Below are 26375 nucleotides of genomic sequence, written 5' to 3' on the forward strand. Positions count from 1 at the left end.
CACGGCCCGTCACTCGGCCGCGCCTGCGTCAGTGCGCAGCGGCAAGTCTCTGCAGCAACACCTTCACCCCGGCGGCCGCTTCGGCGAGCCCTCCTGACGTGAGAGCCCGCCGGAGGAGGAGCCCTCGCCGTAGAGCCGCTGGTGCCACTCTCGGCGTCCGACCCAGGGGCGGCGGCAGGACGGGGTTGGGGACCGTCTCGATGAGGTACAGGAGGGGGGCCAGGCGACGCCGTGGTCCGGCAGTTGGCGTCCCAAGGGGCGTCCCGCCGGATCCGGATGCCTGACACGCGCCTTTCCGGGCCACCTCGCCGGATGCCCGGCACTCCGAGAGACCTGAGCCCTGCTGGCCGCGGCCGCGCTCCGGTGACACCCTCGGTGAGATGTCCCGGCCCCCCGGTTCCCCTCTGGGGGTTCGGGGGGCCCACCCGGCTCATCCGTCGTTCAGTCGCAGCAGTCGCAGCAGCACTTGCACGGGTTGCAGCAGCCCCCGCCACTGCAGCAGCCGTCACCACCGGAACCACCGGAACCACCGGAGCCCCGACCACCCCCGCCCGAACCGCCGGAGGTGCCGCCCGAGTTGCCGCCGCCTGGTCCGCCGAACCAGCCCTCGCCCCCGGAACCGTCCCGGCCGGAACCTTCATGGCGAGAGCCGCCGTTGCGGCTGCCGTCGCCGAACTGCCAGGGCTCTCCGTCATCCGGGCCGGCGTCCTCGTTGCAGGTGCAGCAGTTGAAGCACAACCTGCAATCGCGGCACAACTGGCGCCACTGGCCGCACCGCCGACACTGCCCCTCCGAGGGCCGGCCCGACGCCATCGAGGCGCCCTCCGTGGCCGCGCCCGTAAGCGCCCCGACGCCGCAGTCTGTGCCCGTGCCGGCCCCCGAGAGCGTTTCCGTCGCCGTACGGCGTCCCAACCAGGGCAGCATGCGCGGGCCCCGTGCCTGGTGGCGGTGCTGGTGGTGACGATGCCGAGGGTCGAAGACACGGTCGACAGCACTCTCCAACTCGCCGCCCAGCAGCGCCCGTGCCAGCCGCCCGTCAACGAACTCGGCGTCGGACAAGGCGAGTCGGATCCCATGGACTGCGTCGTCGCAGAGCCGGCGCACCTCTGTGCGGTCGACGCCGGTCACGGTGATCGGGTTCCACGCGCCGGTCGCCTCGTCCGCGTCCAGATCCTCCACAGCGTCGAGCAGATGCGCCAGCCGACCGAACAGACGGCCGGCCTCCGCCAGCGGCTCGGCGTTACCCGGGCGGTCGGCGAGCACCGCGGTGTGCGCGAAGGCGGCGGCGGTTGCCGTCTCCGTAGGTTCCGTGACCGTCAGCAGCGAGTCGCCGCGGCCGGTCAGCCGTTCGATCTCCGACTGCCGTTCGACCGCGCCGAGCAGCACCGCGGTGTCGAAGCCGAGCCGTTTGCCGCCCGCGGCACCCGCACGGTCCCAGCCGTGGGCGATCCGGCGTGCCGCCAGCGTTACCGGGCGGCGGCCCAACAGGCCGTCGCCATCGGCCACATGATCACGTACTTTCGCCGCGGCCAGCACCAGCGACACCGTCGCCGCCAGCCGGGCGCCCTCGCCCTGCGCCACGTCCGCCGAACGCATCCCGCGCAGCGGGCAGGGACCGGCGCCTCGCCGCCAGTCGCCGGTACGCTCCGACTGCGCCTCGGTCAGCACCGAGACGATCAGGCCGTCGTAATTGGTGGCCACCCGCGCGAACTGCCCGTACTCGCCGCGCAGTGCCAGGCACAGCCCGCACAGATGCGCCATCCACTCGGTACGCATGCCCTCGCCCAGGCGATGACGGCATGGCCTGATGATTCCGAACATCGAATTTCTCCCCCTGTAGACACGGCTGCCAGGACACAGCCGGACGGGCGGCAACGTCGCACATGAGGCACGACCGCACATGAGGCACGACCGCGCGTGACGCAGGACCGCCTGTCACCCAACGGGCGACATGCTAAGGCCTGTCCCGTACCGGCGTGACCTGGCGCTTTGCCGACGGTACGTTCATGGGGCGAGGGGTCCAAGCCGCCGCCGCTTCGGCACCGGTGGACGGTCCGGCTCGATGCCCTGCGGCAACAACGGTTCCAGCCGTGCCCGCACCGGCCCCCGCGGCGCCGCGGCGGGACGCATGAGGGGCACGCGGTAGTTCGTCGAGTGGCGCAGTCCATGCCTCTGGCACGAGGGCGGGAGGGTGGTCGCGTCGAGCCGCCCGCGAAACCTGTCCACGGGAGTCGTCTCACCCGCCAGACCGCCTACGCTACATCGGCAGCTCCCCGACCGACAGGAACGGTTCAAGTCGCGTGATCAGTCACGCCGGCTGTGTCACTGGACGGCGCTGGTCCTCTGCTCCGGGTGGTGTGGCTCGTCAGCGTGGAACCGTGATCTAGTCGGATCGACGGCTTCAGGCAGCGATCGAGAAGGGTGGTCCGTGCCGTGTCAACCAGAGGTGCCAGGCGGATCCGACGCGCCGAACCTGACGAGGCCGGCGAGCTTGAAGGGCTCCAGGAGCGATCGTCGACTCACTGGGGGTACCCACCGGGCTACTTCGACTGGGCGGGTGAGGCTCGGGCGATCCCAGATGTCTATGTCCGGGACAACCCGGTCTTCGTCCTGGAGGAGGATGGCAAGAGCCTCGGCTTCTACGGTTTCACCGAAGAGGACGGTGACCTGCTCCTGGACAAGCTCTTTGTTGACGCCGACGAGATCGGCAAGGGTTACGGCAAGCTTCTCTGGCAGCATGCGATCCGGACTGCGCGCGAGCTTGGGCGGTCGGAGTTCATCGTTGGCTCGGATCCGAACGCCGCTCCGTTCTACGCGGCCATGGGGGCCGTGCAGTACGCGACGAAGCCGACCGCCGAGCCATCCTGGACCCTGCACATGTTCCGTTACACCCTCTCAAGCTAGAGCGCTACTGCCGGTCCATCGTGCGGACCTGATGTGGCTGCCGGCGATGTGGAGGCGGCCAGGTAGACGGTGGCGGTTGTGTTGCGCCGGCGAGCGGTCAGCCGCCGTAGCGGACCCACTCGTCGAGTCCGCTGTAGACGTAGGCTCGACGCGGGGCACTGAGGAGCGTCAAGGCCGACGGCTTCGCCGCGGTGGAGGGCGATCAGCGAGCCCTTGCCCCGCCAGCAGGTGTCGGGGAGGCCCTGAAGCCGAGATCACTGGGCATGGCGCTGGAGACTGGCGACGGGCTTCGGCACCACCTCGGCGGGAGCCCCTCATGCCCGCTGCCCTACGGGGCATCTCCAGCCCCAACCCGGGTCGACCAGAACGCTTCGGCAGCCCGAGCCTCCGTCCTTCGAGGGCCGCCTGAAATGCACAGCGGGCCCGCTGTCGGGCTCAGGGGGTCGCGGCGAGCAGCCGGGTCAGGAAGGCCTCCAGCTCCTCGATCCACAGCGCGAGTCCGGCGGAGGTCGCGATCGAGCGGGCCGAGGTCTTGGCGATGCCCTGCTCGACCAGGGCGCGCAGGGCCCCGTCGAGAAGTTTGAGGCGGGTGGCCCTCCGGACGCGCTCACGCGCGGGCTTCCTCGCGGCTGGCGGGACTTGCCGCGCAGCACGCTCACGCTCCTGACGTGCTAAGCGCAGTGCGGAACGTGCAGAAGCGGAGAACGATGCTCCTGGCTGCGTACGAACCGGCACGAAACTCCGGTAACCACGGTAGATTTCACTCTTCCCCCCCAGGTTCATCACGCCTTCTTTGAAAGGGAACGCCCCCGTGAGCAACCCGTACCCGGGCCCCCGGCAGCCCTACGACCACCAGCCCTACCAGGGGCAGCCGTACCCGGGCCCGTACCAGCAGGGCCCCGCGCCCTACCAGCCCCCGCCGCCCGCGTCGCGGTCGCCCCGCGCAAGCCCGGTCCGGGACACACGGGACGTGCCTGCTGAGCCCATGGAGGGGCGGTCCGCCAAAACCGTCCCGCACCCCCTACCTTCGTGACCCTGCGTCCACCGTATGGTCGGCGAGTGGGAGCAGGGTCCGGGCGGTTGCCTGGACCTGGCAGGGATGACCCGCACGGCCCGTCTCGCAGTTCCGGCCTCTGACCCGCTCTGCCCATCGCGCCGGGCGGTCTGCCGCCGGCCTCACCCCCGTCCCCTGTGAAGGGGCGACGCGACGCCCGAAGCCACCGCCCATCAGATCGGGCAAGTTGATACCCGTACTGAGCACCTGATCCCTGCATCACCAGGAGAGATAAGTACGCGGACTCAGGCGTTCGGACGGCCCTGGCGCGACGATGAGGATCACCTCGACGTTCGAATAGCAGGAGTCTTGTGCTCAGCCGCATCGCCGCTTCCGTCGTTCCCTTCCTCGGCCGCCTTACGACATCCGCCGAACCGGCCACCTTCCCGGCCCCCGGCATACTCGTCGCCAATCACACCTCTCTGGCGGACCCCGGCATCGTGCTGGCCGCGTTGCGCGGGATGGACGTCGAACCCGTCATCCTCGCCGCCGCCGGCCTGTGGCGCATCCCTGTCCTGCGGTACCTGTTGGACCGCGACGGCCATGTCCCCGTCTACCGCCGTACCACCCATGCGGCCGACGCCCTGGACAAGGCCGCCGCTGCGCTCGAAGCAGGCCGCCACGTGCTCATCTACGGCGAGGGGCGTATTCCCTGCCGCAGGGACGCCGCCGAAGCCGCCCCCGAGGCCTTCCGCAGTGGCCCCGCTCGCCTGGCCGCAGCCTCCGGCGCTCTCATCGTTCCGATCGGCCAGGCCGGCGCCCGCCGGGTCACCTCTGGCAGCCGCACCAAACAGGTGGCCGGGTTCCTCACAGCCCCCGCCCGGCGTCCCCGACTGCACGTGCACGTCGGCGCTCCCCTCCAGTTGCCGGCCGAGATCACGACAGCGAGCGTGGCTGCCCACCAAGCCGTCACCGCGGCCTGGCGCACCGCCGCCCAGCACCTGGGCGAGCCCGCTGCGCTCGTGGCGTGATGGCCACCCCGAGCATCGCTCTGCCGACTCGCACGCTCTGTGGTGCCAACTCAGCCGCTCGGGTGCCCACTTGAGTGCTCTCCTCAGAGTTGGCCGCCATGGTGATGCAAGTTTCGCGTACTGCGCTGCGGACGACGACCGGGTTCACAGCCCGGCGAAGCCACTCGGTGGTACACCGGCCGGGGAGCGGTGGGCTCTCCGCCAGCGAGGCCTACTTGACCCGCTGGGCCGAGGAGTTCACCGCCGCAGACCCGACACGGCCGCCGCCATCGCCTGCGAGCACTGTCGCAGGTGGGGCTGCCGGGCAAAGGGAGGTTCGGCCGCAGCCTCGCCGAAGCCGCCGGGCTCCCCGCGTCACGGCGGGCGGGGAGCCCGGGCGCAGTGGTCCGGCCAGGCGCCCGGGGCGCTACGGCCGGATCTCGTACACCAGGTTGAATGGGGTCTGCGCCGCTGTGCGGAACCGGGTGAAGCCGGCATCGGTGATTACCTCGCGGATCGCGGACTCCCCGGCTTGCGCACCCAGGGAGTAGCCGCCGGGCTGGGAGAGGCCGTTGGGAACGCACAGGAACGTGGAGCCGCTGTAGAACAGCCGGCCGACCGGGTTGAAGTTGTCCTCGACCCTGTCGGATGCGTACGGCTCCACGAGCAGCCAGGTGCCGTCCGCGGCCAGCGCCTGGCGCACCCGCTTGGCCGCTCCGAGCGGATCGCCCATGTCGTGCAGGCAGTCGAACATCATCACCAGGTCGTAGTCGCCGCCGGTGAACGTCTGCGCGGTCGCCACCTCGAAGGTCACGCGGTCGGTCAGGTCGGCCTCGTCCGCCTTCTTCCGCGCCAGCTCGACCGACTCGGTGTGGTAGTCCGAGCCGACGACGGTGGTGCGCGGGTAGGCCTCGGCCAGGAGCAGCGACGAGGAGCCGAGACCGCAGCCGAGGTCCGCCACCCGCGCTCCAGCGGCCAGCTTCTCGTCGACCCCCTCCAGCGCCGGGATCCAGCTCGGCACGAGCTCTGCCACGTACCCGGGGCGGTAGAACGCGTCGCACCCGACGAAGACGTCCTCCTCGTGCTCGTGCCAGGCGACGCCCTCACCGGTGCGGAACGCCTGGGTGATCCGCGGCTCGGCGCGCAGGTAGCCCAGCACGATCAGGAAGGCGGCCGGAACGTTGGGACCGTTCGGGTCGGCCAGGCAGAAAGCCTGCTCCTCGGTCAGCCAGAACTCGCCGGTCTGCGGGTCGTAGCTCACGTACCCGCCCGCGGCCTGGCCGAGCAGCCATTCGGTCAGGTAGCGCGGATGGCATCCGGTGCGCTCCGCGAACCGCTCCGGCGTCGCCGGCCCCTGCGCCAGCGCCCGGTACAGGCCGAGCCGGTGACCGATCACCACCGAACCGGCGGCACCGGCGGCGCCCAGGTCCGTCACGAACCGTCCCAGAAACTCGGTAACCTTGTTGTGATCCATTCCCTGGTCTCCTCTCTTGCGCGACCGGCTCCCGCCGGTCACCACGGACAGGCTCGAACGGCGGGTTGGCACGGCGCTCGCACGCGCTGTCACCGCGCTCACCCGGCTGAGTCCGTCCTCGAGACAGCACACGCTCCGGACGCGAGGAGCGCCATGGCAGACGAACGTCCGCCGCCGGTCCGCGTCGAGTTGCTCGGGCCGCTGCGGCTCAGCGTGGGCGGAACCCCGGTGGACGTCCCGGGGCCCAAGCGCCGCGCGGTCCTCGCGATACTCGCGCTGGCCGAGGGCAGGACGGTGCCGGTCGAGCACCTCCTGGACACCCTGTGGCCCTGTGAGGTGCCCGAATCGGGCCGTCAAGCCCTACAGAACCACGTGTCCCGGATACGCGCGCACCTCGGCCCGGCAGCGGACCGTCTGGAGACCTGCTACGGCGGCTACCGCCTGTCCTTGGGGCGCGACGAACTGGACGTGGCCCGGGCCCGGGCGCTGCTGGCGACGGCTCGTGCCACGGCCCCGCGGGACCCGGGCGAGGCGTGCACCCTGCTGCGGGAAGCCCACGCCCTGTGGCGCGGGCCGGTGCTGGCCGACCTCACCGACTTCGTCGCCATCGCCACCGCGGTCGAGGGGTACGCGCACTTGCGGCAGGAGGTGACCGACGCACTCGTCACCGACGCACTCGCCGCGGGATCGGCGGACACGATCCTGGGCATCGCCGCTGCGTCCTCGGCCGACGACCCCCTGCGGGAACCCCCCGTCCTCCTGCACATGCGGGCCTTGGCGGCGACCGGCCAGGCACCGGAGGCACTGCGCCTCGGACGGGAGTTCCGGCGCAGACTCGCCGACGAGACCGGCCTCGACCCCTCACCGGCGCTGGACGAGCTCGAACGCGACATCATCGGCGCCGGCGGTGCGGCTCCCGCCCCACAAAAGGTCGCCGAGCGGCCCGCCACCCGGCTGATCGGCCGCGAGCAGCAGATCGCGGCCCTCCACGGGCTCCTGGCGGCCGAACGCCTCGTCACGCTCGTCGGCCCCGGCGGCGTCGGCAAGACCCGGGTCGCCCTGGAAATCGCCCGCCAGAGCGGCGACCCCGCGGTGCTGCTGCTCGCACCCGTCACCGATCCCCATGCCCTGCCTCACGCGCTCGCGGCTGCCCTGAACCTGAAGGTGGAACAGGGGGACGTGCTGGCCGCCTGCGTCGCCGTCCTCGTCGACCACCCGGGACTGCTGGTGCTCGACAACTGCGAGCACCTCCTCGACGCCGTGAGGGACACCGTGGTCACCATCCTCACGTCGTGCCCCGGGACCACCCTGCTGGCCACCAGCCGGGAACCGCTCGGCCTGGCTGCCGAACACGTCTCACGGCTGACCCCGCTGACGCTGCCCCGCCCCGGCCAGGACCCCGCGCGGGCCGCGTCCGTGGCGCTCTTCCTGGACCGGGCACGCCGGGTCCGGCACGATCCACCACCGACGCCGGAGGAGATGCGCGCGGTGGCCGACATCGTGCGCCGGCTCGACGGCATGCCGCTGGCCATCGAGCTCGCCGCCGGCCGGCTGTCCACGTTCTCCCTCACCGATCTACGGGGCCGCCTCGACCGCTCGCTCGACCTCCTCGGCGGAGGCACGTCGCGTGCCGATGCCCGGCACCGCACGCTGCGCGCGACCGTCGAGTGGTCGTACCGGCTTCTCACGGAGGACGAACGCCGGCTCTTCCGCCACCTGTCGGTCTTCGCCGACGGCGTGGACCTCACCACCGCCGAGCAGCTCGGCGCCGACCTGGGCCTGAACAGCGACCCCGGCACCGTCCTGGCCCGGCTCGTCGACGCCTCCATGATGGACGCCTCGTTCGGCGGCACCACCCGATTCCGCATGCTGGAGACCCTGCGGGCATTCGGGCTGGACCGGCTGACGGCGACGGGCGAGTACGACGGAGCCGCCGCACGCATGGTGCGCTGGGCCGTCGCACTGACCTCGTGGATCGCCGTCACCATGGGCACCGGGCGGGAACCCGAGGCCGACGCCGTCCTGCGCCGCGAACTCGCGAACCTGCGGGCCGCGTGGCGCCTGGTACGCGACCGGGCGGCCCTGGACGAGGCCGCGGCGATGGTCACCTCTCTGTTCGACGCGATCGCCTACCGTGACCTCGTCGAGCTCAGGGACTGGGCGGCGGAGCTGGCCGCGGACCCTGCGCTCCATGGACATCCGAAGGCCTCTGCCGCGCTCGCGGCCGCGGCGGAGGCGGCCTACCACCGCGGCGACTACCGCCGGGCCGACCTGCTCGCCCGGGCCGGGCTGGAGAACGCCGGCGAGCGCGCCGCGTCATGGCACTGCCTGTTCGTGCTCGCGGTGGCCGACTTGGCCCGCGGCGCCTACGACGATGTGGTCGAGCACTCCCTGGCCGCGACCGCCCTGGGCGGACCGCAGCGGGAAGGCTTCGGGATGGCGGCCCTCGCGACGGCCTACGCCGGCGACCCGGACACGGCGCGCGCGCTCAACGACCGGGGACGGGCCGCAGCGGTGTCGCCCACAATGCGCTCGTGGGGCGCCTACGTCGCCGGCGAGATCGAGAGCCGCGTCGGCCACGGCGACGCGGCCGAGCGGCATTACGTCCGCGCCATCGACCTGGCCCGCACCTCGGGAGCGACCTTCCTCATCGGCGTCGCGACCGTCGGGCTGCAGTCAGTACGGGCCGCCGCGGGCCGCGACCAGGAAGCGCTGGCCGGATACCGCGACGTCATCGCCTACTTCGCCCGCAACGGCAACTGGACCCACCTCTGGACCACCCTGCGCAACCTTGCCGACCTGCTGCGCCGGCTCGGCGACGAAGCACCGGCGGCTCTGATCGACGCGGCCGCCGACCGGGCTCCCGACGCACCGGCCGTTGAGGGCGGGTGGTGGGGGTGTGCGGAGACCCCCCGTGACGGTGCGGAGGTCCTGCCGGCACACGTGGAGGTCCGTACCGCCTGCGACGGCCCGCCCACCGGCGGGGACCGCTCCCACCGGTCCGGGGCCGCCATGCCCACCACGGTGTCCCCGAGCGGGCTGATGTCCCCGGCTCCTCCGGGTACGGGCCGGGATTCGACGACGCCGGCCCCCTGCCGGGCGGCAGCCCTGGATGCCGCCCGGGAGGCGATCGCGCGGCACCTCACCTGCGGATGACACCTGCCCAGGCCACCGGGGCTCCAGTGGCCGGCGCCCGCGGTCACGGCTGCTCGACGAACGACTCGTCGCCGACCCAGGCCGTGAAGCGCTCCGCGCCCATGACTGCGATGAGCTCGCCCGTCTGCGTCTCCTGCGCCGCCAGGGCACGGACCTTGCGGGCCGCCGTGTTCTCGTCCAGCACCAGGTCGACCGCCAGCAGCTCGGCGGGCGTCATGACCGGCAGCCCCGCAGGAAAGATGCCCAGGCTCTTGTTGAGGGCACTCCAGCGCGGTGCCCGCCGCGCTGCGAACGTCGCGTACAGCAGCCGCGCGCTGTCCGGCGCCGCGCGGTGGAACGCCGCGGTGGCCCAGGCCGAGACCGCCCGGTGGTCGGGGTGCCCGGTGATGCCGTCCGGGCCGAAGGTGAGAACCGTGTCCGGTCGCACCCGGGCGATCGTGGCGGACAGCTCCGCGACCGCGTCGGACGCGCGGACGTCCCCGCACCGCCCGTCACGGTGGCCGAGCCAGTGGTGCTCCGTGACGCCCAGGACCTCCAGACACCGTGCCAGCTCGCCGGTACGCGCAGCGGCCAGTCGCTCGGGCGGCCACTCGTCGGGACGAGCCGTGCCGAGCTCGCCGCGGGTCGCAGTCACGCACACCACCCGTGATCCGCTGTCACGGGCCAGCGCCATCACACCGCCGGACAGATAGGCTTCGTCGTCCGGGTGCGCCCAGATGCCGAGGATGGTGCCCAGAGCGGGGACTGCGGACGCCTGGGTCACCCGGGTCGTGGATGTGGTCATGCCCGTACCGCCTTACCGAGAATGCCGAGGCCGCCGAGCGCGGCGGCACAGCAGACGACGGCGACCGTCCAGAGCCGGTCGGCGCCTATGCCCTCGACCACCATGCCGCCGAACAGCGCACCCGCCGCCACCCCGAGCTGGATGGCGCAGCTGTTCAGGGCGAGCAGCAGGGGCGCCGCCACGCCCGTGCCGGGGCGGCCGGGAATCCTGGCCGCCGCCCCCAGGCCGATCAGACGGTGCTGTTGTGCGGGAACGAACCCCCAGGCCGCGACGCCCCACGCGACCATGACCGCGAGCGCGCCGCCCGCCGTTGTCGCCAGGTGCGGCAGCGCCGTGAAACCCGCGGCCAGCCCGACCACAGCCAGCACGCCCACCCGGTGCGGCCCCCTCCGGTCGGCCGCGGTCCCGCCCCACCAGGTGCCCGCCATGCCGCCGACGCCGAACGCCGCACCGAACAGGCCGATCCAGGGGTACCCGGCACCGGTGGCCACCAGGAGCGGCAGATAGGTGTACATGCTGAATGAGGCGGTCATCACCAGGAGTGTCACGCCGAGCACTCCGAGGACGGCCGGGGAACGCGCCGGCCGCAACCGTTCGCGCAGCGCGTCGCGGACCGGTGGGGCCGACCACCTGGCGTCGGTGAGCAGCAGAGCAGCGACGGTCGCCCCCGCGAGCAGGGCGATCAGCCCGAAGGCCGCGCGCCACGACAGCGCAGACGCCAGCAGGCCGCCCAGCGGGGCGCTCACCACCATGGCGGCTGACGTGCCCGCCAGGATCATGCCCAGCGCCCGTCCTCGGTGGCTCGGGGGCACAGCGGCGACGGCGGCCGCCCCCGCCGCCGGCACATAGGCCGATGCGGCGAGCGCCGCCGGTATACGGGCCACGAGGAGCAGGGGAAACGTCGGCGCCAGCGCCGACAGCACGCTCACCACCCCGAACAGCGAGGCCGAGCCGATCAACACCTGCCGAGGTGGCCGCGGTCCGAGAAGCGCGCCGAGCGACACCGCCCCGATCGCGTACGACGCCGCGAACACTGTCACCGTCAGCCCGGCGGTGCCGACACCCACATGGAAGTCCTCGGCGATCCCGCCGAGGATGCCGGCCAGGACGAACATGTCGGTACCGACGGTGAACGTGCCCATGCCGAGAGCCACGACCGGGAGCCAGGCCGGGTCTGCGTCGGTCCGTCGAGTGGCCTGGTCCGGTTTCACTGTGCCGATCGTGTCGTCGCCCATCTCGTCCTCCCGGTGCGTCACGGCACGATCGTCGGAACACGGCCTCGCACCGCGGTAACGCAGTGCTGTCACGGGCAGGGGAGGACGGAAGGGCGCGCAGCCAAGGTCCTTCCCACCGGAGGCCCGGCAGTCGGTCGACGGGGGCGGATCATGCAGGCTGAACGCGTCGTCCGGGCGGGCCGGTCCGCCGACATGGCCGCCCCGTTTCGAGATCACGCTCGACCCCAGCCAGCAGATCCGCCGGCAACTGCGCTATTACCTGTTCCTGATCCCTTCAGGCGAAGCGTCGCCTATCAGGCGGCTGATGTGGAGCGGCAGCCAACTCGTTGGAGGTAGTCGTAGGCACCGTGACAGCATGCGGCCATGCGATCCGATGTCATGCTCCACCCTCTTGACCGGACTCTCCTCAAGGAATTGCTGCATGCGGCGGTTGAGGATGCCGATCCGCTCGAGGTGATGCCGCCGGTGGAGGGGCCGGGGGAGTGGACGCCGGAGCGGCGGTCGGCATTCGTGCAGTTTCACGAGTCGCGGTCGCTGGCGGCAGACCCCAAGGAGATCACCTTTGCGATCGTCGCTTCACGGCGGGTCGTGGGAGCAGCACGGCTGTGCCCCGTGGAGAAGCAGGCCGGGATGGCGGAAGCCGGGATGTGGGTCGGACGGTCCCACCGAGGCGTCGGCGTAGGCGGTGCCGTGCTGAAGCTCCTCTTGGACCAAGCCCGCGCGGAGGGGTTCACATCCGTGTATGTGAGCACGACGCCGCAGAACACAGCAGTGCAGGCTCTCATGGCCGGTATCGGTGTGGATCTGGTCCGTGACGGTGATGTACTCACCGCGTGCGTGGATCTCATGGCTGACGCTCAATAGCTGTTTGAGTGCCTTGCCTCGCCCTCCACGCGGGTCGCGGACCACACGATGATGCTGTGCCGGCCGGAGCTGGGGTCGCTTCCTCGGCTCCGGTCAGCGGGAATTCGGTGTGTCCGTCACGGCATCGAACTTCGCACTGCGTCAATCAGCGACACTGCGCGTGCGTCGTCAGGATCCTCGATGATGTGGTTCATCACGTAGCCGAACGCGATGCCGTGCTCGGGGTCGGCGAAGCCGAGTGAGCCGCCTCGGCCGGTGTGGCCGAAGGAGGTCGGGCCGATCATGGGGTTGGTCTCGGTGGGCAGCATGTATCCGGAGCTGAACCGGCTCGCAGACACCAACACCTTGTCCGGGCCGCTGACCTGTTCCTCGGTCGCCGATGCCAGGGTGTCCGGAGACAACAGGCGCGCGCCGTCCACTTCCCCGATCAGTGCGGCATACATGCGTGCCAGGCCGCGGGCGGTGCCGATGCCGTTGGACGCCGGGAGCTCGGCGGCCTGGACCTCGGGTGAGTTGAAATCCATCTCGGCGGGGTCGGTGACCTGGAAGGCCCTGTTGTTCAAGGAGTTCGGGTCGCGCTTGGCCGCGACCAGTTCGCGGAGTCCCTCGGGGATCGACTCCGCGGGCACGGTGGTGAGATCGGCCTCGGGCCGCCGGTACACCATGCGGCTGACCCGGTCGCGTTGGTTCGCCGGCAATCCGATGTAGAAGTCCAGTCCCAGCGGACCGGCGATTTCGGCGGCGAAGAAGCGGCCCGGTGTGCGGCGGGAAACCCGGTGGATCACCTCCCCGATCAGCCAGCCGAGGGTCCGGCCGTGATATCCGTGGGCGGTTCCCGGCGTCCACAGCGGACGTTGAGCGGCGAGCGCGGCCACCATCGGTTGCCAGGCCAGCGCATCGGCCAGTGGCACCGGTTGGTCCAGTGCGACCAAGCCGGCCTGGTGGGACAGCAGCCGACGCACCGGGATCTCCGCCTTGCCGTTGGCGGCGAACTCCGGCCAGTACGTGGCCACCGGGGCGTCCAGGTCGAGCGCACCTCGCTGGGCCAGCAGATGCGCTGCGGTGGCGGTCGCCCCCTTGGTCGCCGAGTAGACCAGTTGCAGGGTGTCCCGCTTCCACGGGCGACCGGTGTCGGGGTCTGCCGTTCCACCCCACAGGTCCACCACCGGCCGGCCCTCCCGGTACACGCACACCGCCGCGCCGATGTCCCCGTGCTGATCGAAGTTCGCCGCGAACGCCTCGCGCACCGACTCGAACCCGGGCGCGACCTCACCGTTGATCGTCGTCATGCCGCCCCATCCTTGTCAGGGCCTGTCCGGCGGATCAGGCCCTTGCTCGGTTACCTGCTTTCCAGGGACTCGTTTCACGGGCGACGCGTTGCCTTCACAGACACCGTGTCGACGTATGCCGTCATGCGATTCTCCGCAGATGAGTACAGCGAGAGGCGGACGTGGGCCGTGCCTGTCGGTGCCGTACCCAGGGCCTGAACGCCGAACCAGTGCTGCTGCGGCGCGCTGTGTTCGCGCCCGATCGCGTGCCGCCAGGACTGTTCCACTCCGGTGAGGGTGAAGGAGCGCAGTCGGCGGTTGTCGCGGATGTCGATGACGTTGAAGACGGCGTTCTCCCCGGAGACCGTCGTGTAGGCCGTGGGCCTGCCGTCCTCCGTGCCCACCACGGCGTCGATGACCGCGGACGTGTACTGCTGCACGCCGAGATCGGTCGGGGGCCCGAACCAGGTCCGGTCCAGCGGGGATGCGCCGGTGTTCCGGTCAGCGGCGCCGGATCGGGCCGGGAGGAACAGCGAGGTCATGGCGAGCAGGAGAGCGAGGAACAGGCGGGGCAGTTGTCGGGTCACGGCGGTCACAGCCTCCTCGGATTATGTGACGCTGTCCAGTAATTCGACGTCCTGGTGAGCCGAAGGATCAGTCTTTGATGCGCAATTACCCTTGACTGCTTGTGCAGTTCTCGTAGAGCCTCCGATTATTCCAGTGAGTGCGACATGTCACGGGGGTTGTCGGTGCTTGAACCACACGCGGCCGGAGTGGACTTGGCGCGATTGCGCCGGCTCAACCTCTTCGGGGTGCTCCAGGCACTCCGTGGCTCTGCCGAGCCCGTGACTCTGACCGAACTCGCCGCTCTCACCGGCCTGTCCCGCGCCTCGGTGGACGACCTGACCGGCGAACTGACCGGCCAGGGCTGGGCAGTCGAGGTCTCGCCGGCGCCCGGCTCGGTCGGACGGCCGGCCCGGCGCTACCGGTTCCGTGCCGAGATCGGTCATGTGCTGGGCATCGACATCGGCGCCCACACCGTCCTGGTTTCACTCGCCGACCTCGGCGGTACGGTACTCACCTCCGCCCGACGACCGGTCCCGCCCGGCATCGGGCGCGCCGACCGCCTCAAGGCGGTCGACGACGTCGTCGACCGCTGTCTGGCGGACGCCGGCGTGGACACCTCCCAGATCTGGGTGATCGCGATCGGCACCACCGGCGTCGTCGGGCCGGACGGAGAGGTCACAGTGGCCTGGGCGGCCGCCGACTGGACCGGCGTGCCCCTGGCCGAGCATCTGCGCGACCGCTGCATGGGGGCCGTCCTGGTCGACAACGACACCCGGCTCGCCGCGCTGGCCGAACAGCATCTCGGCGCCGCCCGCTCCGCACAGGACGTCATCTACCTGCACGCCGGGCTGCACACCAGCGCCGCGCTCATCGTCGCCGGGAGGGTACACCGGGGCTCCGGCGGCGCAGCAGGCGAGATCGGTACCTTTCCCGTCATCCCGTGGGCCACCGCGGCCGAGCGCCTGGCCCAATGTCCGGTCATCCCGCCGGACATGCCTGTGCGCGACGCCGCCGCCCACGTACTGAGCGCGGCCCGCGAAGGTGACACCACCGCGATGAAGGCCGTGAACCGGTACGCCAACGACCTGGCCCTCGGCCTGGCCGCCATGATCCTCACCGTCGACCCCGAACTCGTCGTCCTCGGCGGCGGCCTCGTCCACTCCGCCGACGTCCTGCTCCCTCGACTCCGCGACCATTTGGAGCCGTTGTGCCTACGGCTACCCGACCTGAGCCCCTCGCCGCTCGGGGACGACCGCGTCGCCCTCGGCGCCATCCGCCGAGCCATCGACCACGTTGAAACGACCTATCTCGCGCACAACACGCGTCCGTCTCCGCGCACTTGAACCGAGCCACGCAGCACCACCGCAACCGCAACGCCGTCGCCGGACAGCTCGCACTCCCCGCCCGCTCTGCGAAAGGCGAAGAATCGTGATGAGCTCGCTGCACGCGCCGTCCCCCTCGTACCGACCCCCGGTCACCGTCGCCGTCGTCGGCGCCGGCAACCGCGGCGGCATCTACGCCGACTGGATCAAGGCCCACCCCGACAAGGCCCGCCTCGTGGCCGTGGCCGACCCGCGGCCGACTGCCCGAGCCGCGATCGGCGCGCCCCGGACCTTCGAGGACTGGCGCCCGCTGGCCGAGGAGCGGATCGCCGACGCCGTCATCGTCGCCACTCGGGACTCCGACCATGTCGAGCCCCTCCTCGCCCTGGCCGAGGCCGGATACGCGATCCTGGCAGAGAAGCCGCTCGCCCCCACCGAGGACGAGACCCGCGCCATCGTCGACGGTGTGGAAAAGGCGGGTGTCCTGTTCGCCGCCTGCCACGTCATGCGCTACACGCCGTACACCGATCTGGTGCGGCGGGTCCTCGCCTCCGGGGTGCTGGGCGACCTCGTCACGCTCGACCTCCTGGAGCCGGTCGGCTGGTGGCACTACGCGCACAGCTACGTCCGCGGCCCCTGGAGCCGTGAGTGCGACTCCTCGCCCATGCTGCTCGCCAAGTCGTGCCACGACCTGGACTGGATCGCCTACGTCACCGGGCAGCGCATCGAGCAGGTGGCCAGTTTCGGCGGGCTCAAGCACTTCCGCCCCGAGCATGCGCCGGCAGGTTCTGCCGACCGCTGTCTGGACTGCGCCGTCGAGCCGGACTGCCCGTACTCCGCGCCCCGCCTCTACCTGCCCACTCTGCAGGAACGCGGCCCAGTATGGCCGGTCACGCATGTCACCGATGCCACCGAGGAGTCCGCCCTGCTGGCCGCGCTGCGCGAGGGCCCGTACGGGAAGTGCGTGTACCGCTGCGAGAACGACGTGGTCGACCACCAGGTGCTCGCCATGCGGCTGTCCGGCGGCGTCACGGCCACCTTCACCGTGGTCGCGTTCACCGAACAGACCCACCGTCAGACCCGGATCCACGGCTCGCACGGCTGGCTGCGCGGCGACGGCGAGCAGGTCACCGTCCAGGACTTTTGCACCGGCGAGACCACCGTCCACACGGTGGAGGCGGGCGGCGCCACCACCGCGGACGGACACGGCGGCGGCGACGCGGCACTGATGGAGGCGTTCGTACAGGCCGTCGCCACGGGTGAGGCCGCCGCCATCCGGTCCGGTACCGCCGCTTCGATCGGCAGCCACTTGGCCGCCTTCGCCGCCGAACGTGCTCGCTGCACCGGCACCGTAGAGACGGTACCGGCGCGCTGACCGTTCCCGATACCGCACGTGCTCCGCCGCTCCCGGGCCTCCTGCTGACTCCGCATCAGGCGGCGGGTACCGCCGAGTGCCGACTGCGGCTCGGCGAGAGCGCCGTCGGCGAGGTCCTGCGCCTCCTGAGCGGAGAGCCACCCCGGCACGCCGTGGGGCCGGACGCCCCGGCCCGCGTACTGTGATCACTACGCGTGCCTGCCTGACGGTGCTTGCCGACCGGGCCGAGTGGGACAACCCGGGGAGTCAGCCCACCTCCCGTGGACCGGGTCATCGTGCACTCTGCCAGCGAGTGACCAGTCGCCCCCTGCTCACCGAGCACGGCTCCGCATTCGAGGAGGTGGACCTGCCCCGAGCACGTCGAGCCGGCTACTCGGCGTCCCTACGGCACACGGGTTTCCTGGTTGCCGACGAGGGCGTCGTGGACGGCCCAGCCCATGTCACCGGCGCACCAGCTGATGTTGGAGAGAACGGCGACGTCCAGGTCCTGCTGCGGATAGTGGTAGAGACGGGCACTGACGCCGTCCTCCTCGCCTGTGTGGCCCCAGCGGACGACGGTCCCTTCGTCGTCGAGGATGTGGGTGAGGCCGAAGCCGTACATCCACCGGTAGCCGCGGACCTTCTCTTCACGCTCGTCGACCTGAGGGGTCAGGGCCAAGCGCGTGGTCTCCTCGTTCAGCAGCCGTCCGTGGCGCAGCGCATGGGCGAAGGCCGTCAGGTCGGCGGCGGTGCACGTAGCCCCTCCGTCGGCAGCGGCACGGGGGGTGGTCGCGTAGTGATTGGTCCGGTACGGCGTCGCGCTGTCAGCTGTGGCGAGATACCCCTCGGCGATGTCCGGCCCCAGGTCGTCCAGGGCCGGGAATCCGGACGCGCTCATTCCGGCGCGGGCGAAGACGTCGTCCACGATGACCTCTTCGAAAGAGCGGCCGGTCACCGATTCGATCAGCAGGCCGAGCATGATGTACCCGGCGCCGTTGTAGAGATAACGCTCCCCGGGCGCGAAGTGGGGCTGCTTGTCGGCGAACAGCGGCAGGTAGTCCTTGTTGTCCCGCAGGAGGTAGAGCGGCTGGGAGGACGTCAGGGCCGCCCATTCGGCCTCCCAGTCGTCGCTGCCCTCCTCGAACCAGTCGCCGATGCCCGCCGTCATCGTCAGGGCGTGGTGGACCGTCACACGCGGATCGAGCTCCGGCACATGGTCCTTCACGAAGTCCACCAGTGCGTCGCCCAGGCGAACCTGCTGCCGCTCGACGAGTTGGAGGACGGCCACTGCTGTGAACATCTTGGACACCGACGCCACCCTGAAGCGTGTGTCGTGTGTGTTGGGTATGGACCACCGGCGTGAGGCCATCCCGAACACCCGGGTGAACACAGGTTGCCCGTGGCGCGTGACACGGACCGTGCCGGAGAAGCCCGTCCTTTCCGCCACCCTGGAGACAGCCTCCTCCAGATCGATGCCGTCAGTCCTCGTCACGTTCGTCACCGCAGACCCCTCGCAGAGATGGTTGACCAGCCAACAGCCCATCATGGTCATAGTCGTCCGCTCGCCGGCAACCGCTTTCTCGACCGCCCCGACCGCCCCGAATGCCGAGGCAGGCGAACAGCCCGGGTGCTGTGGCCGTTTGCGTCGGCCCACGGCCAAGTCCAGCGCCCGGAGGCGCCCCGGATGGGCCTGGCCCTCTGTGAAGACGCCGGCGCGCGCCGATGCGGGCTTGCCTGAACAGCCATGCAGCCGACGCGCACCCGTCAGTCGGTCGGTCAGCACACCAAGCCGTCGATGAAGGCTGCTCGGATCGAGTGAGTGCCGCATCAGCCATGTTCGCCCTGGTCACAACCCCGCGGTTTGACCAACGAGCGCCGCGACGGGCTTCACCCGGCACACGTCCCCGGTGTCAGGCGCCGGGAGGCCGGAAGTCCACCTGCGTGCGGGCCGCCGCATCGATGTCAGCCACGCTCAACAGCGGGACGGCTGTGGACAGCACGGTGCCCGTGGCCCGGACCGCCATCACCGTGGCAGCCATGGTGACCTCGTCCGGTAGATCGATCACCGCATACAAGTCTCGTTCCCCCAACGCGAAGTACATCCACTCCAGCGTGCCTCCGCAGGATGTGAGGACCTGCTCCACCGCCGCTTTGCGGCCCGAGCCGCCCTCGGCGAGCAAGCCCTTCATTCCCTCGGCTGTGTAGGTGGCCTGGACGAGGTACTTCGGCATGCTCTTCCCTTTCTGCATCACGGGCTATGCCGTTCAGCTTGGGGCAAGGGGGACGGTGGCGCCATGTGGGAGCGGCGGAGGGAAGGCTGTTCCCCCGAGCGGACGGGTGCCGTGCAGCCGAGTCGATCCTCGAGCGACCAGAAGCGGTCGAGCAGTCGCAGGAAGCGTTCTCGGTGCTGAGCCGGCTCCGAGAGGTCGAGGGCGCGCGTTGGCGTGCCGGGCTTCGGGGATCAGGTGCAGCCCGGAACCGGGGATGCGGTCGGCGAGCAGGGGTGCCGGGCTGGTCTGCGAGCCGGCGGGGGGCATCAGCTCCCGCAGGGCCTGTCGCGCGGCTCCCGGCTGGGCCTGGGCCAGGGTCTGGCGGACGTCGTTGCTGCGTTCGATGCGATCAGGCGCCGTGGAGGCCCCACTCGTCGAGGCCGCTGTAGACGTGGGCTTCGAGGCACTGAGGGGCGTCGAGGCCGACGGCTTCCCCGCGGTAGAGGGCGATCAGCGAGTCCTCGCCCCGCCACCAGGTGTCGGTCAGGCCCTGCACTTCAGGTACCGGCTCGTAACTGCCGAGGTCCAGGGACTCGACAGCCTTGCCGGTGATCTTCGTGACGGTCTTGGCCCAGCGTCCCGCATGGGCGGCCGGCGCCAAGGATTCCACCCATCCGTCTGTGCTGGCATGCAGAGGTGTCCAGCGGTGAGCACTGATCCCGAACGCGCCCTCGGGGCCGATCATGAAGCCGTAAGCCATGGACACCCGGCAGTTCCCGGCAGAGAACCACCAGCCCTCCACGGCCGAGCCCTCAGGGCAGTCGGCGTCCAGGATGCGCGGGCCGCCCTCGTAGAACGGGGCCGGCGGCAGGGCGAGACCGCCCCAACGGTCCTGGAAGACCGCGGCCCGGTCGATCTCCGCAGTGGGGATCCCGCGCCCGGTCCACGCGTCGCGGTGGTCCCGGATGCCCTGTCGGGGAACACGGATGCCGTCCACCTCAACGAACCTCTGCGCCCTGCGGCTCAGGCCGGCAGGCGCGACCGGGATCGGCGATACGGATACGCCGGTCATCACCGCTGCTCGCTGCCGCGGGAGTGGAACACGGCCGTCGCCATCTCCCGCACGCGAGCCGTGTGGTTCATCGGCAGCTCAGGGTGGTGGGCCTTACTGCACGAGCAGGTGAAGCCGGGATCGCTGGTCATGGTGCTGGAGCCCAGCGACGGGCTCAGGCACCGCTTCAGCGGGAGCCCCTCCTGCCCGCTGCGCTGCGGGCATCTCCAGCGCCAATCGGGGCCAACAGGAACGCCTCAAGGCCAGGTAGCAGGGCTCAGTGACAGCGGGTTGCCTGGTGCCCCCACGTGTCCGGCGTGCACAATAAATCGAACACGTGTTTTACTGCGGGCATGGCGCGATCGACGTTTCCCGATGACTTGATGCAGGTCCAGCGCGAGTGGGACCGCGTATACCGGGCGCTCGCCGCCCCGCGCCCGTACGGCACGGCGGAGCTGCGCCGGCGTCTGCTGCGGCTGTCGGCGCGGATCTTCACCGACCCGCATCTGGGCACGAACCGGCCGAGCACCGGGTGGGCGGAGCTGCGCCACCAGGCGCGCGTCGAGGATCGGGAGGCGGGCGGGCATGGATGACCTCTCCGACCGGCAGGTGCGCATCCTGCGCTGGATGCGGTCCTACGTGGCCGTGCCTGGCGAGGCGCCGTTGCTGCGGGAGATCGGTGCCGGCGTCGGTCTGTCGTCGCCCTCCAGCATGCTGTGCCGGCTGGAGGCTTTGGGCGCCTCAGGCGACGGCTGAGCCGGCCGCGTTGTGCCGCACCGTCATGGTGCCTCCTCGGCGTTCCGATACGCCGGCCGAGGCCACCAGAGCACGTGGCGGTGTACAGGGCCAGGGCCGAGGCGGAGTTGGATGAGGAGCAGGGCAGGCGCGCCTCGGGGTTCAGAGCTGTGGTGGGTGGGTGATGAGCCAGTGACGTGCGATCTGTTCCCGTGTGGCGACCCATGCACCGCCGCGTTGCGCGACATGTTGCAGGAAACCCTCGAGTGCGCGGATGCGGCCGGGCCTACCGATGATCCTGCAGTGCATGCCCACGCTCATCATGCGCGCGCGGTCGGCGCCTTCGGCATGGAGTGTGTCAAACGTGTCGACAAGATAGGTGAGCATGTCGTCGGCGGTGGTGAAGCCGTGGACGATCAGGAACTTGAAGTCGTTCACGTCGAGGCTGTACGGCACCACGAGGTGCGGCCGCCCCGCCGCCTCGACGTAGAACGGCAGGTCGTCGGAGTAGTCGTCGGAGTCGTAGAGGAAGCCGCCCTCCTCGACGACGAGGCGCCGTGTGCGGGGGCTGGTCCGGCCGGTGTACCAGCCCACGGGCCGGCGCCCGACGAGCCGCTCGATCGTCGCGATCGAGCGCGTGATGTCATCGCGTTCCGTGTCCTCGGGCACGTGGCGGTAGTCGATCCAGCGCCAGCCGTGGCTTGCCACTTCCCAGCCGGCGGCTCCCATCGCTCGCGCCGCTTGCGGATTGCGTTCGAGCGCCTGCCCAACGGCGTAGACGGTGAGGGGCAAGCCGTGTGCCGCGAGCGTGCGATGGATACGCCAAAAGCCGGCGCGCGAACCGTATGCGAACATCGACTCGACGTTCAGTTCACGTTCGCCCACCACGGGCGGCGCGCCGACGAGTTCGTGGAGGAAGCCTTCGGACGCGGGGTCACCGTCGAGGACGTTCCGCTCGCCGCCCTCCTCATAGTTGAGGACAAGGCTGACAGCGACGCTGGCGCCGCCGGGCCAGGCGGCATGCGGCGGTTGGGCGCCGTATCCGACGAGGTCCCGCTGATGCTCGGACACGGGCCGCACACTATCTCCGATCGGTCGCCGCATCAGTCAGGCGGAGCCGGCTGTCACCTCTGAGGACCTACGCTCCTGCTCCTCAGGTCACGTCCAGGCGCGAGGACTGTCAGCCGTACGCCGGCCGCCTCGGGGCTGTACCGGTGGTTTCGTCTGCTCCATGCTCCAACCGGGGCGCCCTCCTGGCCGCCGCCGGCCCGACCGGTGTGCGGACGACGCCTCGGCCATCGATTCCGCCTTTCGCCGTCTTTCGCTGAGCGCGGTCGCATGACGGCACAAGAGGCAAGCGGCCCTGGCAGAGCCATGGACCGGTCTTCCTCGACCTTGCCGCCGCCCTCTGCCGCCACAAGCGACTCGCCCGCCTCACCGCATAGGGCAGGGTGCAGGCGATGCTGGTGAAGACGAGGAAGCGCTTGGCCTTGTCCTCGTAGCGTCGGTGGAGGCGGCGGTAGCCGGCGAGCCGAGCCATGACGATCGGCCGGTCCGAACGACGCACCCTCACCTCGGTCACGTGTGGTTTTCCGTCACGCCTGCACACCGATCAAGCCATCTGGTTGAACGCGTTTCTGGCACCTGCTAACTTTTCTTGGCAGGAGAAGGGAGTCCGTATGAACCTCTCTGATCTCACCGGAGACGAGTTGACGAAGGTGCTTGCGGCGCTGTCCAATCCGCACCGGCTGCGTGTCGTTGCGGCCGTGGCCAGGGAGCGCAATTACGTGAGCCGACTGGCTCGCGACCTCCGTATCAGCCGGGCCCTGCTTCAGGTGCACCTGCGCAAGCTGGAGAGCGCCGGTCTGGTCTCCTCCACGCTGGAGGTCTCGGAGGACGGCAAGGCGATGAAGTATTACGAAGTCGTGCCCTTCGCCTTGAACCTGACTCCAGGCAGCGTCATCGCGCTCGCCGAGACGATCACCATCGCCACCGACGAAGAGGCCGGCCAGGCCAAGGGGGAACGTTGAACCACATCTACGGTTTGGACGGCATCATTCTCACGCTGGGCGGTCTGCTGCTGCTCACGCCCGTGATCATCGTGGCCCTGCGCCAGCGTGGCAAGACACAGCGCGCCGAGGCCGTCCTCGCCCGCGAGCAGGAATACCACCGGCTCACCGAACTGGCCCTGACAACACAGGAACTGACGGACCAGAGGCTGTTGGAGATCTCGACACAGCTTGCCGACATGCGATCACGGGTCGAGTCGATGGAGCGCACCCTCAAGGACGTCGAGTAGCCGCGGCCGAGCACCGGAGTGCAGGAAGCGTTCCTGTCACCATCCGTGCTCTTGCCTTCCCAACCCAACCTGAGGAAGAACCATGTACTCGACGTGTGCCAGGAACACGACCGGACGTCTTCTCGTGATCACCGTGTCCGTCGCCCTCGCCGGCGCCGCACTCACGGCGTGTAACAGCCAGACCACAGTGGAAGAGTCGCAGTACCAGGTCAACGAGAAGGTGAAGTCTCTGCGCATCAAGACCGACGGCGGGAACGTCGAAGTGGTTGCCGCGAACAGCTCCGGCGTCAGCGTCACCGAGAGGTTCGAGTACACGGACGAGAAGCCGCGCACCGAACACTCCGTGCGCAACGGCGAGCTCTCGCTGAACGCTCTTGGCTGCACGGAGAGTGACACCAGCGAGTGCAGTGTCAACTACACCGTGGCGGTCCCGCGCGGCGTCATTTTGTCGGTGGAGACGGGCGGTGGCAACGTCCGGATCGCAGAGTCAGCTACGAAGAAGGTCTCCGCACACACAGGCGGCGGCAGCCTCGACGCCTCCTTCACCGCGGCGCCCGACCAGGTCGAGGCGGAGTCGGAGGGCGGCAACATCACGGTGCGGCTACCCGAAGGCGTCTACGCGGTGGATGCCAGGAGCGACGGCGGCGACCGTGAGGTGGGCATCGCCAGCGATCCGTCCTCCTCGCACAAGGTGAAGGCGTACACGGGTGGCGGAAACGTCACCGTCGTCACCGCCAACTGACGACCGCATGGCATCCTCCGCCTCCTCCACCGACGCTACGAGCGCAATGCCGAGTGTTTCCTCGCCTTCACCAGCATCGCCTGCACCCTCATGTGCTACCGCAACCTCACCATGTAGGACACGGTCTAAGTGGTGGGTCCCCCGGAGCGGTCGTAGCGTCGATACGGGGAGCAGCCGTTCGAACGGTGATCGGGACCCGGTCGTGACGCGCTGCGAGGTGTGGGGCGAACGCGCTGGGCGATCGGGCGTGCAGGGCGGTGGCCAGGTGGCTCGGGGAGAGACGGCTGGGATCAGACATGCAGAGACGAAAACTGAGGACCGCGGCCCTGATCTTCGCCGCGACGACACTCGCAGTAGGCCTTGTACCGGCAACCGCCTCGGCCGTGCCCTCGGTCGCGGCACAGCCCGGTGACCAGGTCGTGGTCGTGGACTGCTTCATGAAGGCTCAGGTGCGTCCGAGCGAGTTCCTGATCGCCTGCGGGGACGGCAACAGCGGGCTGACCGAACTCAAGTGGTCTTCGTGGGGGCCGACCTCCGCCGTGGCCACCGGGCTGAACGTGGTCAACGACTGCAAGCCCTACTGCGCCGCGGGCACGTTCCACTCGTACCCCGTGAACGTCAGGTTCGAGCACCCGGAGGCGTGGGCAAAGAACCCCGATCAACAGCGGTACGGACAGCTCCACCTCAGCTTCACCGGCAGCAGGCCCGAGCACCTCCCGCCCGAGGTGACGTTCAAGCTGTGGGACTGACGGACGGATGGGCCGTTTCGTATCGATGCGATCGCCTGGAAGTTCCAGACAGGATCGCAGTGGTACCACCCGCCCGCACGATGCAGCAGCGGCCCGCGAGGACCCATCCTCGCCAACACGCGGGCTCCTGCTGAGAGATGAGCAACAGAGTCCCCCTGTTATGGTGCGCCGATGGCATCGATCAAGCAGTTCCAGGTCACCTTCGACTGCGCGGAACCTGAGCGTCTCGCTCGCTTTTGGTGCGAGGTGTTGGGGTACGTCGTACCGCCGCCACCGGCGGGGTTCGCGACGTGGGACGAATTCGACCGGTCCCGGTCTCCTGAGGACCGGGGTTCATGGTTCGCCTGCAGTGATCCCTCAGGGGTGGGCCCGCGACTGTTCTTCCAGCGCGTTCCTGAAGGCAAGGTCGTCAAGAATCGGGTGCATCTTTGCGTGCGGGTCGGCACGGGGCTCGTGGGCGAAGAGCGCTTGGCAACGCTCGAAGCCGAGTGCGCACGCCTGATACCGCTCGGCGCGGTACGCGAGCGACTTCTGTATGACGGCCACGATTCCTGCATCGTCATGCAGGACATCGAGGGCAACGAATTCTGTCTCGACTGAGCGTTCTCCCAGTCAGCGAGGTGCGCAGCCGCCACGACGCAGCCCTGACCATCAGCGCCGCCGATCGCCGGGGCGAGGACGCTGGTCAGATCCGTGATCGCCTCCGGCGAAGGCTTGAAGCAGCGGTGGACGTTCTCCGGCTTCTTCTGCCGGGATTCGGCCCTTCTGCTTCTGCTCTTCGGTCCATCCGGGGCTGTCCGCGCGGCCGCCGCTGACCGCACCGGTGTGCGGGTGCTCGGTGCCCGGCCAGTCGGCCATCGGCTCCACGCTCCACGGCAGGGTCCGGCACAGCGCGGCCGGCTCAGCCGTCGCCTGATGCAGGCGGACCTGTGCGGCACGCAGGTCGTCCGGGGAACTCCGTCTCAACCATGGGGAACCTTCTCCTGCTCGAACTTCACGGTCAGCACGTCAGCCAGGCCCGGCGACGGGCCCGGCCGCGGCGCTCGACCGCGCCCAAAGCCTCCAGCCGCTGCAGCTGGTACAGCACGCTGGAGGGCGACGACAGGCCGACGCCCGCGGCGATCTCCCTAAGCGACGGCGCCTCGCCGTGCATGGCCACATCGGTGCGCATCCAGCGCAGGATGCGCACCTGCCGGTCGGTGAAGTCATCCATGACGCCCCGCCTCCCGGTTCTCGACGCGCACCTGGTGGCGTAGCTCCGCCCACCCGGTACTGGGTCGGCCTGTGCCCAGATGCGGATCACTGGAGGTGCATCAAGTCATCGGGGAACGTCGATCGCGCCATGCCCGCAGCAAAACATGTGTTCGATTTGCGGCGCATGCCGGACGCACCGAAACCCGACGCGCGTCTGTGACTGAGTGCTGGAGATGTCGGTTGAGCATCGGACCTGTCGGTGTGCATTCCGGGTTGGTTGGCAGGGTGGAGCTCGCGTGGACGGCCCCTGCTCCCGAGGGAGCAGGGGCCGGTGGTCATCGCATCCCCTGCCCTTCACTCTCGTGTGGGCCGGAAGTCCTGGCGAGGCCCCGAGGAGCACTCCGGTTTTTGAGCATGTTCAAATATGGGTTGGGCGGCAGACCTGCCGTCCGACTACGGGGGA

25 protein-coding genes and 4 pseudogenes are annotated in these 26375 nt (G+C 70.1%); 14 read left to right on the plus strand and 15 right to left on the minus strand.

What is annotated here, in order from left to right; all coding sequences use genetic code 11:
- Positions 1–441: 441 nt before the first annotated feature.
- Entirely contained in the window at positions 442–1821 is a 1380-nt protein-coding gene (locus ABZ070_RS00805; RefSeq protein WP_356628426.1) for a DUF5685 family protein, read from the minus strand.
- Positions 1822–2433: 612 nt separating this feature from the next.
- Between ABZ070_RS00805 and ABZ070_RS00810 the strand changes: the two genes are divergently transcribed.
- Positions 2434–2904, plus strand: coding sequence for a GNAT family N-acetyltransferase (locus tag ABZ070_RS00810; protein WP_356628428.1), 471 nt, complete (start codon positions 2434–2436; stop codon positions 2902–2904).
- A gap of 495 nt (positions 2905–3399) precedes the next feature.
- On the opposite strand, the pseudogene ABZ070_RS00815 reads toward ABZ070_RS00810, so the two are convergent.
- A pseudogene (locus ABZ070_RS00815) lies at positions 3400–3501 on the minus strand (TetR/AcrR family transcriptional regulator); the annotation flags it as partial.
- Between the two features lie 768 nt (positions 3502–4269).
- Between ABZ070_RS00815 and ABZ070_RS00820 the strand changes: the two are divergent.
- Positions 4270–4929, plus strand: a complete 660-nt coding sequence (locus ABZ070_RS00820) for a lysophospholipid acyltransferase family protein (protein WP_356628430.1) — start codon at positions 4270–4272, stop codon at positions 4927–4929.
- Between the two features lie 406 nt (positions 4930–5335).
- Here ABZ070_RS00820 and ABZ070_RS00825 read toward each other — a convergent pair whose 3' ends face one another.
- Positions 5336–6382, minus strand: a complete 1047-nt coding sequence (locus ABZ070_RS00825) for a class I SAM-dependent methyltransferase (protein ID WP_356628432.1) — start codon at positions 6380–6382, stop codon at positions 5336–5338.
- A 153-nt stretch (positions 6383–6535) separates the two neighbouring features.
- Between ABZ070_RS00825 and ABZ070_RS00830 the strand changes: the two genes are divergently transcribed.
- Positions 6536–9538 (plus strand): BTAD domain-containing putative transcriptional regulator, encoded by a 3003-nt coding sequence (locus ABZ070_RS00830; protein ID WP_356628434.1) that lies wholly within the window; start codon positions 6536–6538, stop codon positions 9536–9538.
- 43 nt (positions 9539–9581) lie between these two features.
- Here ABZ070_RS00830 and ABZ070_RS00835 read toward each other — a convergent pair whose 3' ends face one another.
- The gene (locus ABZ070_RS00835) at positions 9582–10322 is read right to left on the minus strand and encodes a PIG-L family deacetylase (RefSeq protein WP_356628436.1); all 741 of its coding nucleotides are present in this window, start codon (positions 10320–10322) and stop codon (positions 9582–9584) included.
- Positions 10319–11578 (minus strand): MFS transporter, encoded by a 1260-nt coding sequence (locus ABZ070_RS00840; RefSeq protein WP_356628438.1) that lies wholly within the window; start codon positions 11576–11578, stop codon positions 10319–10321. Before ABZ070_RS00840 ends, ABZ070_RS00835 begins: the two co-directional genes overlap by 4 nt.
- A gap of 342 nt (positions 11579–11920) precedes the next feature.
- Here ABZ070_RS00840 and ABZ070_RS00845 point away from each other — a divergent pair, with 342 nt between their 5' ends.
- A complete protein-coding gene (locus ABZ070_RS00845) occupies positions 11921–12421 on the plus strand; it encodes a GNAT family protein (RefSeq protein WP_356628440.1) in 501 nt (166 codons plus the stop codon).
- Positions 12422–12537: 116 nt separating this feature from the next.
- Here ABZ070_RS00845 and ABZ070_RS00850 read toward each other — a convergent pair whose 3' ends face one another.
- Together ABZ070_RS00850 and ABZ070_RS00855 are read right to left on the minus strand one after the other, a co-directional pair.
- The gene (locus tag ABZ070_RS00850) at positions 12538–13710 is read right to left on the minus strand and encodes a serine hydrolase domain-containing protein (RefSeq protein WP_356628442.1); all 1173 of its coding nucleotides are present in this window, start codon (positions 13708–13710) and stop codon (positions 12538–12540) included.
- A 74-nt stretch (positions 13711–13784) separates the two neighbouring features.
- Complete coding sequence (locus tag ABZ070_RS00855; protein WP_356628444.1) at positions 13785–14276, minus strand: hypothetical protein; 492 nt, start codon at positions 14274–14276, stop codon at positions 13785–13787.
- A gap of 186 nt (positions 14277–14462) precedes the next feature.
- Between ABZ070_RS00855 and ABZ070_RS00860 the strand changes: the two genes are divergently transcribed.
- Both ABZ070_RS00860 and ABZ070_RS00865 read left to right on the plus strand, forming a co-directional pair.
- Positions 14463–15599, plus strand: coding sequence for an ROK family transcriptional regulator (locus ABZ070_RS00860; protein WP_356628559.1), 1137 nt, complete (start codon positions 14463–14465; stop codon positions 15597–15599).
- Between the two features lie 88 nt (positions 15600–15687).
- Positions 15688–16953: a Gfo/Idh/MocA family oxidoreductase gene (locus ABZ070_RS00865; RefSeq protein WP_356628446.1), complete on the plus strand. Its 1266-nt coding sequence runs from the start codon at positions 15688–15690 to the stop codon at positions 16951–16953.
- A gap of 382 nt (positions 16954–17335) precedes the next feature.
- Here the strand turns inward: ABZ070_RS00865 and ABZ070_RS00870 are convergent, their stop codons facing one another.
- From ABZ070_RS00870 to ABZ070_RS00885, 4 genes are all read right to left on the minus strand, one after another.
- Entirely contained in the window at positions 17336–18760 is a 1425-nt protein-coding gene (locus tag ABZ070_RS00870; RefSeq protein WP_356628448.1) for a serine hydrolase domain-containing protein, read from the minus strand.
- An 82-nt stretch (positions 18761–18842) separates the two neighbouring features.
- Complete coding sequence (locus ABZ070_RS00875; RefSeq protein ID WP_356628450.1) at positions 18843–19163, minus strand: GYD domain-containing protein; 321 nt, start codon at positions 19161–19163, stop codon at positions 18843–18845.
- 388 nt (positions 19164–19551) lie between these two features.
- Entirely contained in the window at positions 19552–20214 is a 663-nt protein-coding gene (locus ABZ070_RS00880; protein ID WP_356628452.1) for a hypothetical protein, read from the minus strand.
- The gene (locus tag ABZ070_RS00885) at positions 20214–20345 is read right to left on the minus strand and encodes a hypothetical protein (RefSeq protein ID WP_356628454.1); all 132 of its coding nucleotides are present in this window, start codon (positions 20343–20345) and stop codon (positions 20214–20216) included. The genes ABZ070_RS00880 and ABZ070_RS00885 overlap by 1 nt, the downstream gene beginning before the upstream one ends.
- 201 nt (positions 20346–20546) lie before the next feature.
- Between ABZ070_RS00885 and ABZ070_RS00890 the strand changes: the two genes are divergently transcribed.
- Both ABZ070_RS00890 and ABZ070_RS00895 read left to right on the plus strand, forming a co-directional pair.
- Positions 20547–20786 (plus strand): hypothetical protein, encoded by a 240-nt coding sequence (locus ABZ070_RS00890; protein WP_356628456.1) that lies wholly within the window; start codon positions 20547–20549, stop codon positions 20784–20786.
- Positions 20779–20949, plus strand: a complete 171-nt coding sequence (locus ABZ070_RS00895; RefSeq protein ID WP_356628458.1) for a hypothetical protein — start codon at positions 20779–20781, stop codon at positions 20947–20949. The genes ABZ070_RS00890 and ABZ070_RS00895 overlap by 8 nt, the downstream gene beginning before the upstream one ends.
- A gap of 141 nt (positions 20950–21090) precedes the next feature.
- Here ABZ070_RS00895 and puuE read toward each other — a convergent pair whose 3' ends face one another.
- On the minus strand, positions 21091–21999 hold the full coding sequence (gene puuE / locus ABZ070_RS00900) for an allantoinase PuuE (RefSeq protein ID WP_356628561.1): 909 nt from the start codon (positions 21997–21999) through the stop codon (positions 21091–21093).
- Between the two features lie 376 nt (positions 22000–22375).
- Positions 22376–22468, minus strand: a pseudogene (locus ABZ070_RS00905) (IS5/IS1182 family transposase); the annotation flags it as partial.
- 4 nt (positions 22469–22472) lie between these two features.
- Here ABZ070_RS00905 and ABZ070_RS00910 point away from each other — a divergent pair.
- The 6 genes and pseudogenes from ABZ070_RS00910 to ABZ070_RS00935 all read left to right on the plus strand — a co-directional run bounded on the left by ABZ070_RS00910 (position 22473) and on the right by ABZ070_RS00935 (position 25318).
- Positions 22473–22958, plus strand: a complete 486-nt coding sequence (locus tag ABZ070_RS00910; protein ID WP_356628563.1) for an ArsR family transcriptional regulator — start codon at positions 22473–22475, stop codon at positions 22956–22958.
- Entirely contained in the window at positions 22955–23227 is a 273-nt protein-coding gene (locus tag ABZ070_RS00915) for a hypothetical protein (protein WP_356628460.1), read from the plus strand. Before ABZ070_RS00910 ends, ABZ070_RS00915 begins: the two co-directional genes overlap by 4 nt.
- An 82-nt stretch (positions 23228–23309) precedes the next feature.
- Positions 23310–23969: a DUF4097 family beta strand repeat-containing protein gene (locus tag ABZ070_RS00920; RefSeq protein WP_356628462.1), complete on the plus strand. Its 660-nt coding sequence runs from the start codon at positions 23310–23312 to the stop codon at positions 23967–23969.
- An 18-nt stretch (positions 23970–23987) separates the two neighbouring features.
- A pseudogene (locus tag ABZ070_RS00925) lies at positions 23988–24086 on the plus strand (IS5/IS1182 family transposase); the annotation flags it as partial.
- 179 nt (positions 24087–24265) lie between these two features.
- On the plus strand, positions 24266–24718 hold the full coding sequence (locus ABZ070_RS00930) for a hypothetical protein (RefSeq protein WP_356628464.1): 453 nt from the start codon (positions 24266–24268) through the stop codon (positions 24716–24718).
- 171 nt (positions 24719–24889) lie between these two features.
- Positions 24890–25318, plus strand: coding sequence for a VOC family protein (locus ABZ070_RS00935; RefSeq protein WP_356628466.1), 429 nt, complete (start codon positions 24890–24892; stop codon positions 25316–25318).
- A gap of 68 nt (positions 25319–25386) precedes the next feature.
- Here the strand turns inward: ABZ070_RS00935 and ABZ070_RS00940 are convergent.
- A pseudogene (locus ABZ070_RS00940) lies at positions 25387–25479 on the minus strand (site-specific integrase); the annotation flags it as partial.
- Between the two features lie 239 nt (positions 25480–25718).
- Complete coding sequence (locus ABZ070_RS00945; RefSeq protein WP_356628468.1) at positions 25719–25931, minus strand: hypothetical protein; 213 nt, start codon at positions 25929–25931, stop codon at positions 25719–25721.
- Between the last annotated feature and the right edge of the window lie 444 nt (positions 25932–26375).

The sequence above is a fragment of the Streptomyces sp. NPDC006283 genome (assembly GCF_040613325.1).
Taxonomy (GTDB): Bacteria; Actinomycetota; Actinomycetes; order Streptomycetales; family Streptomycetaceae; genus Streptomyces.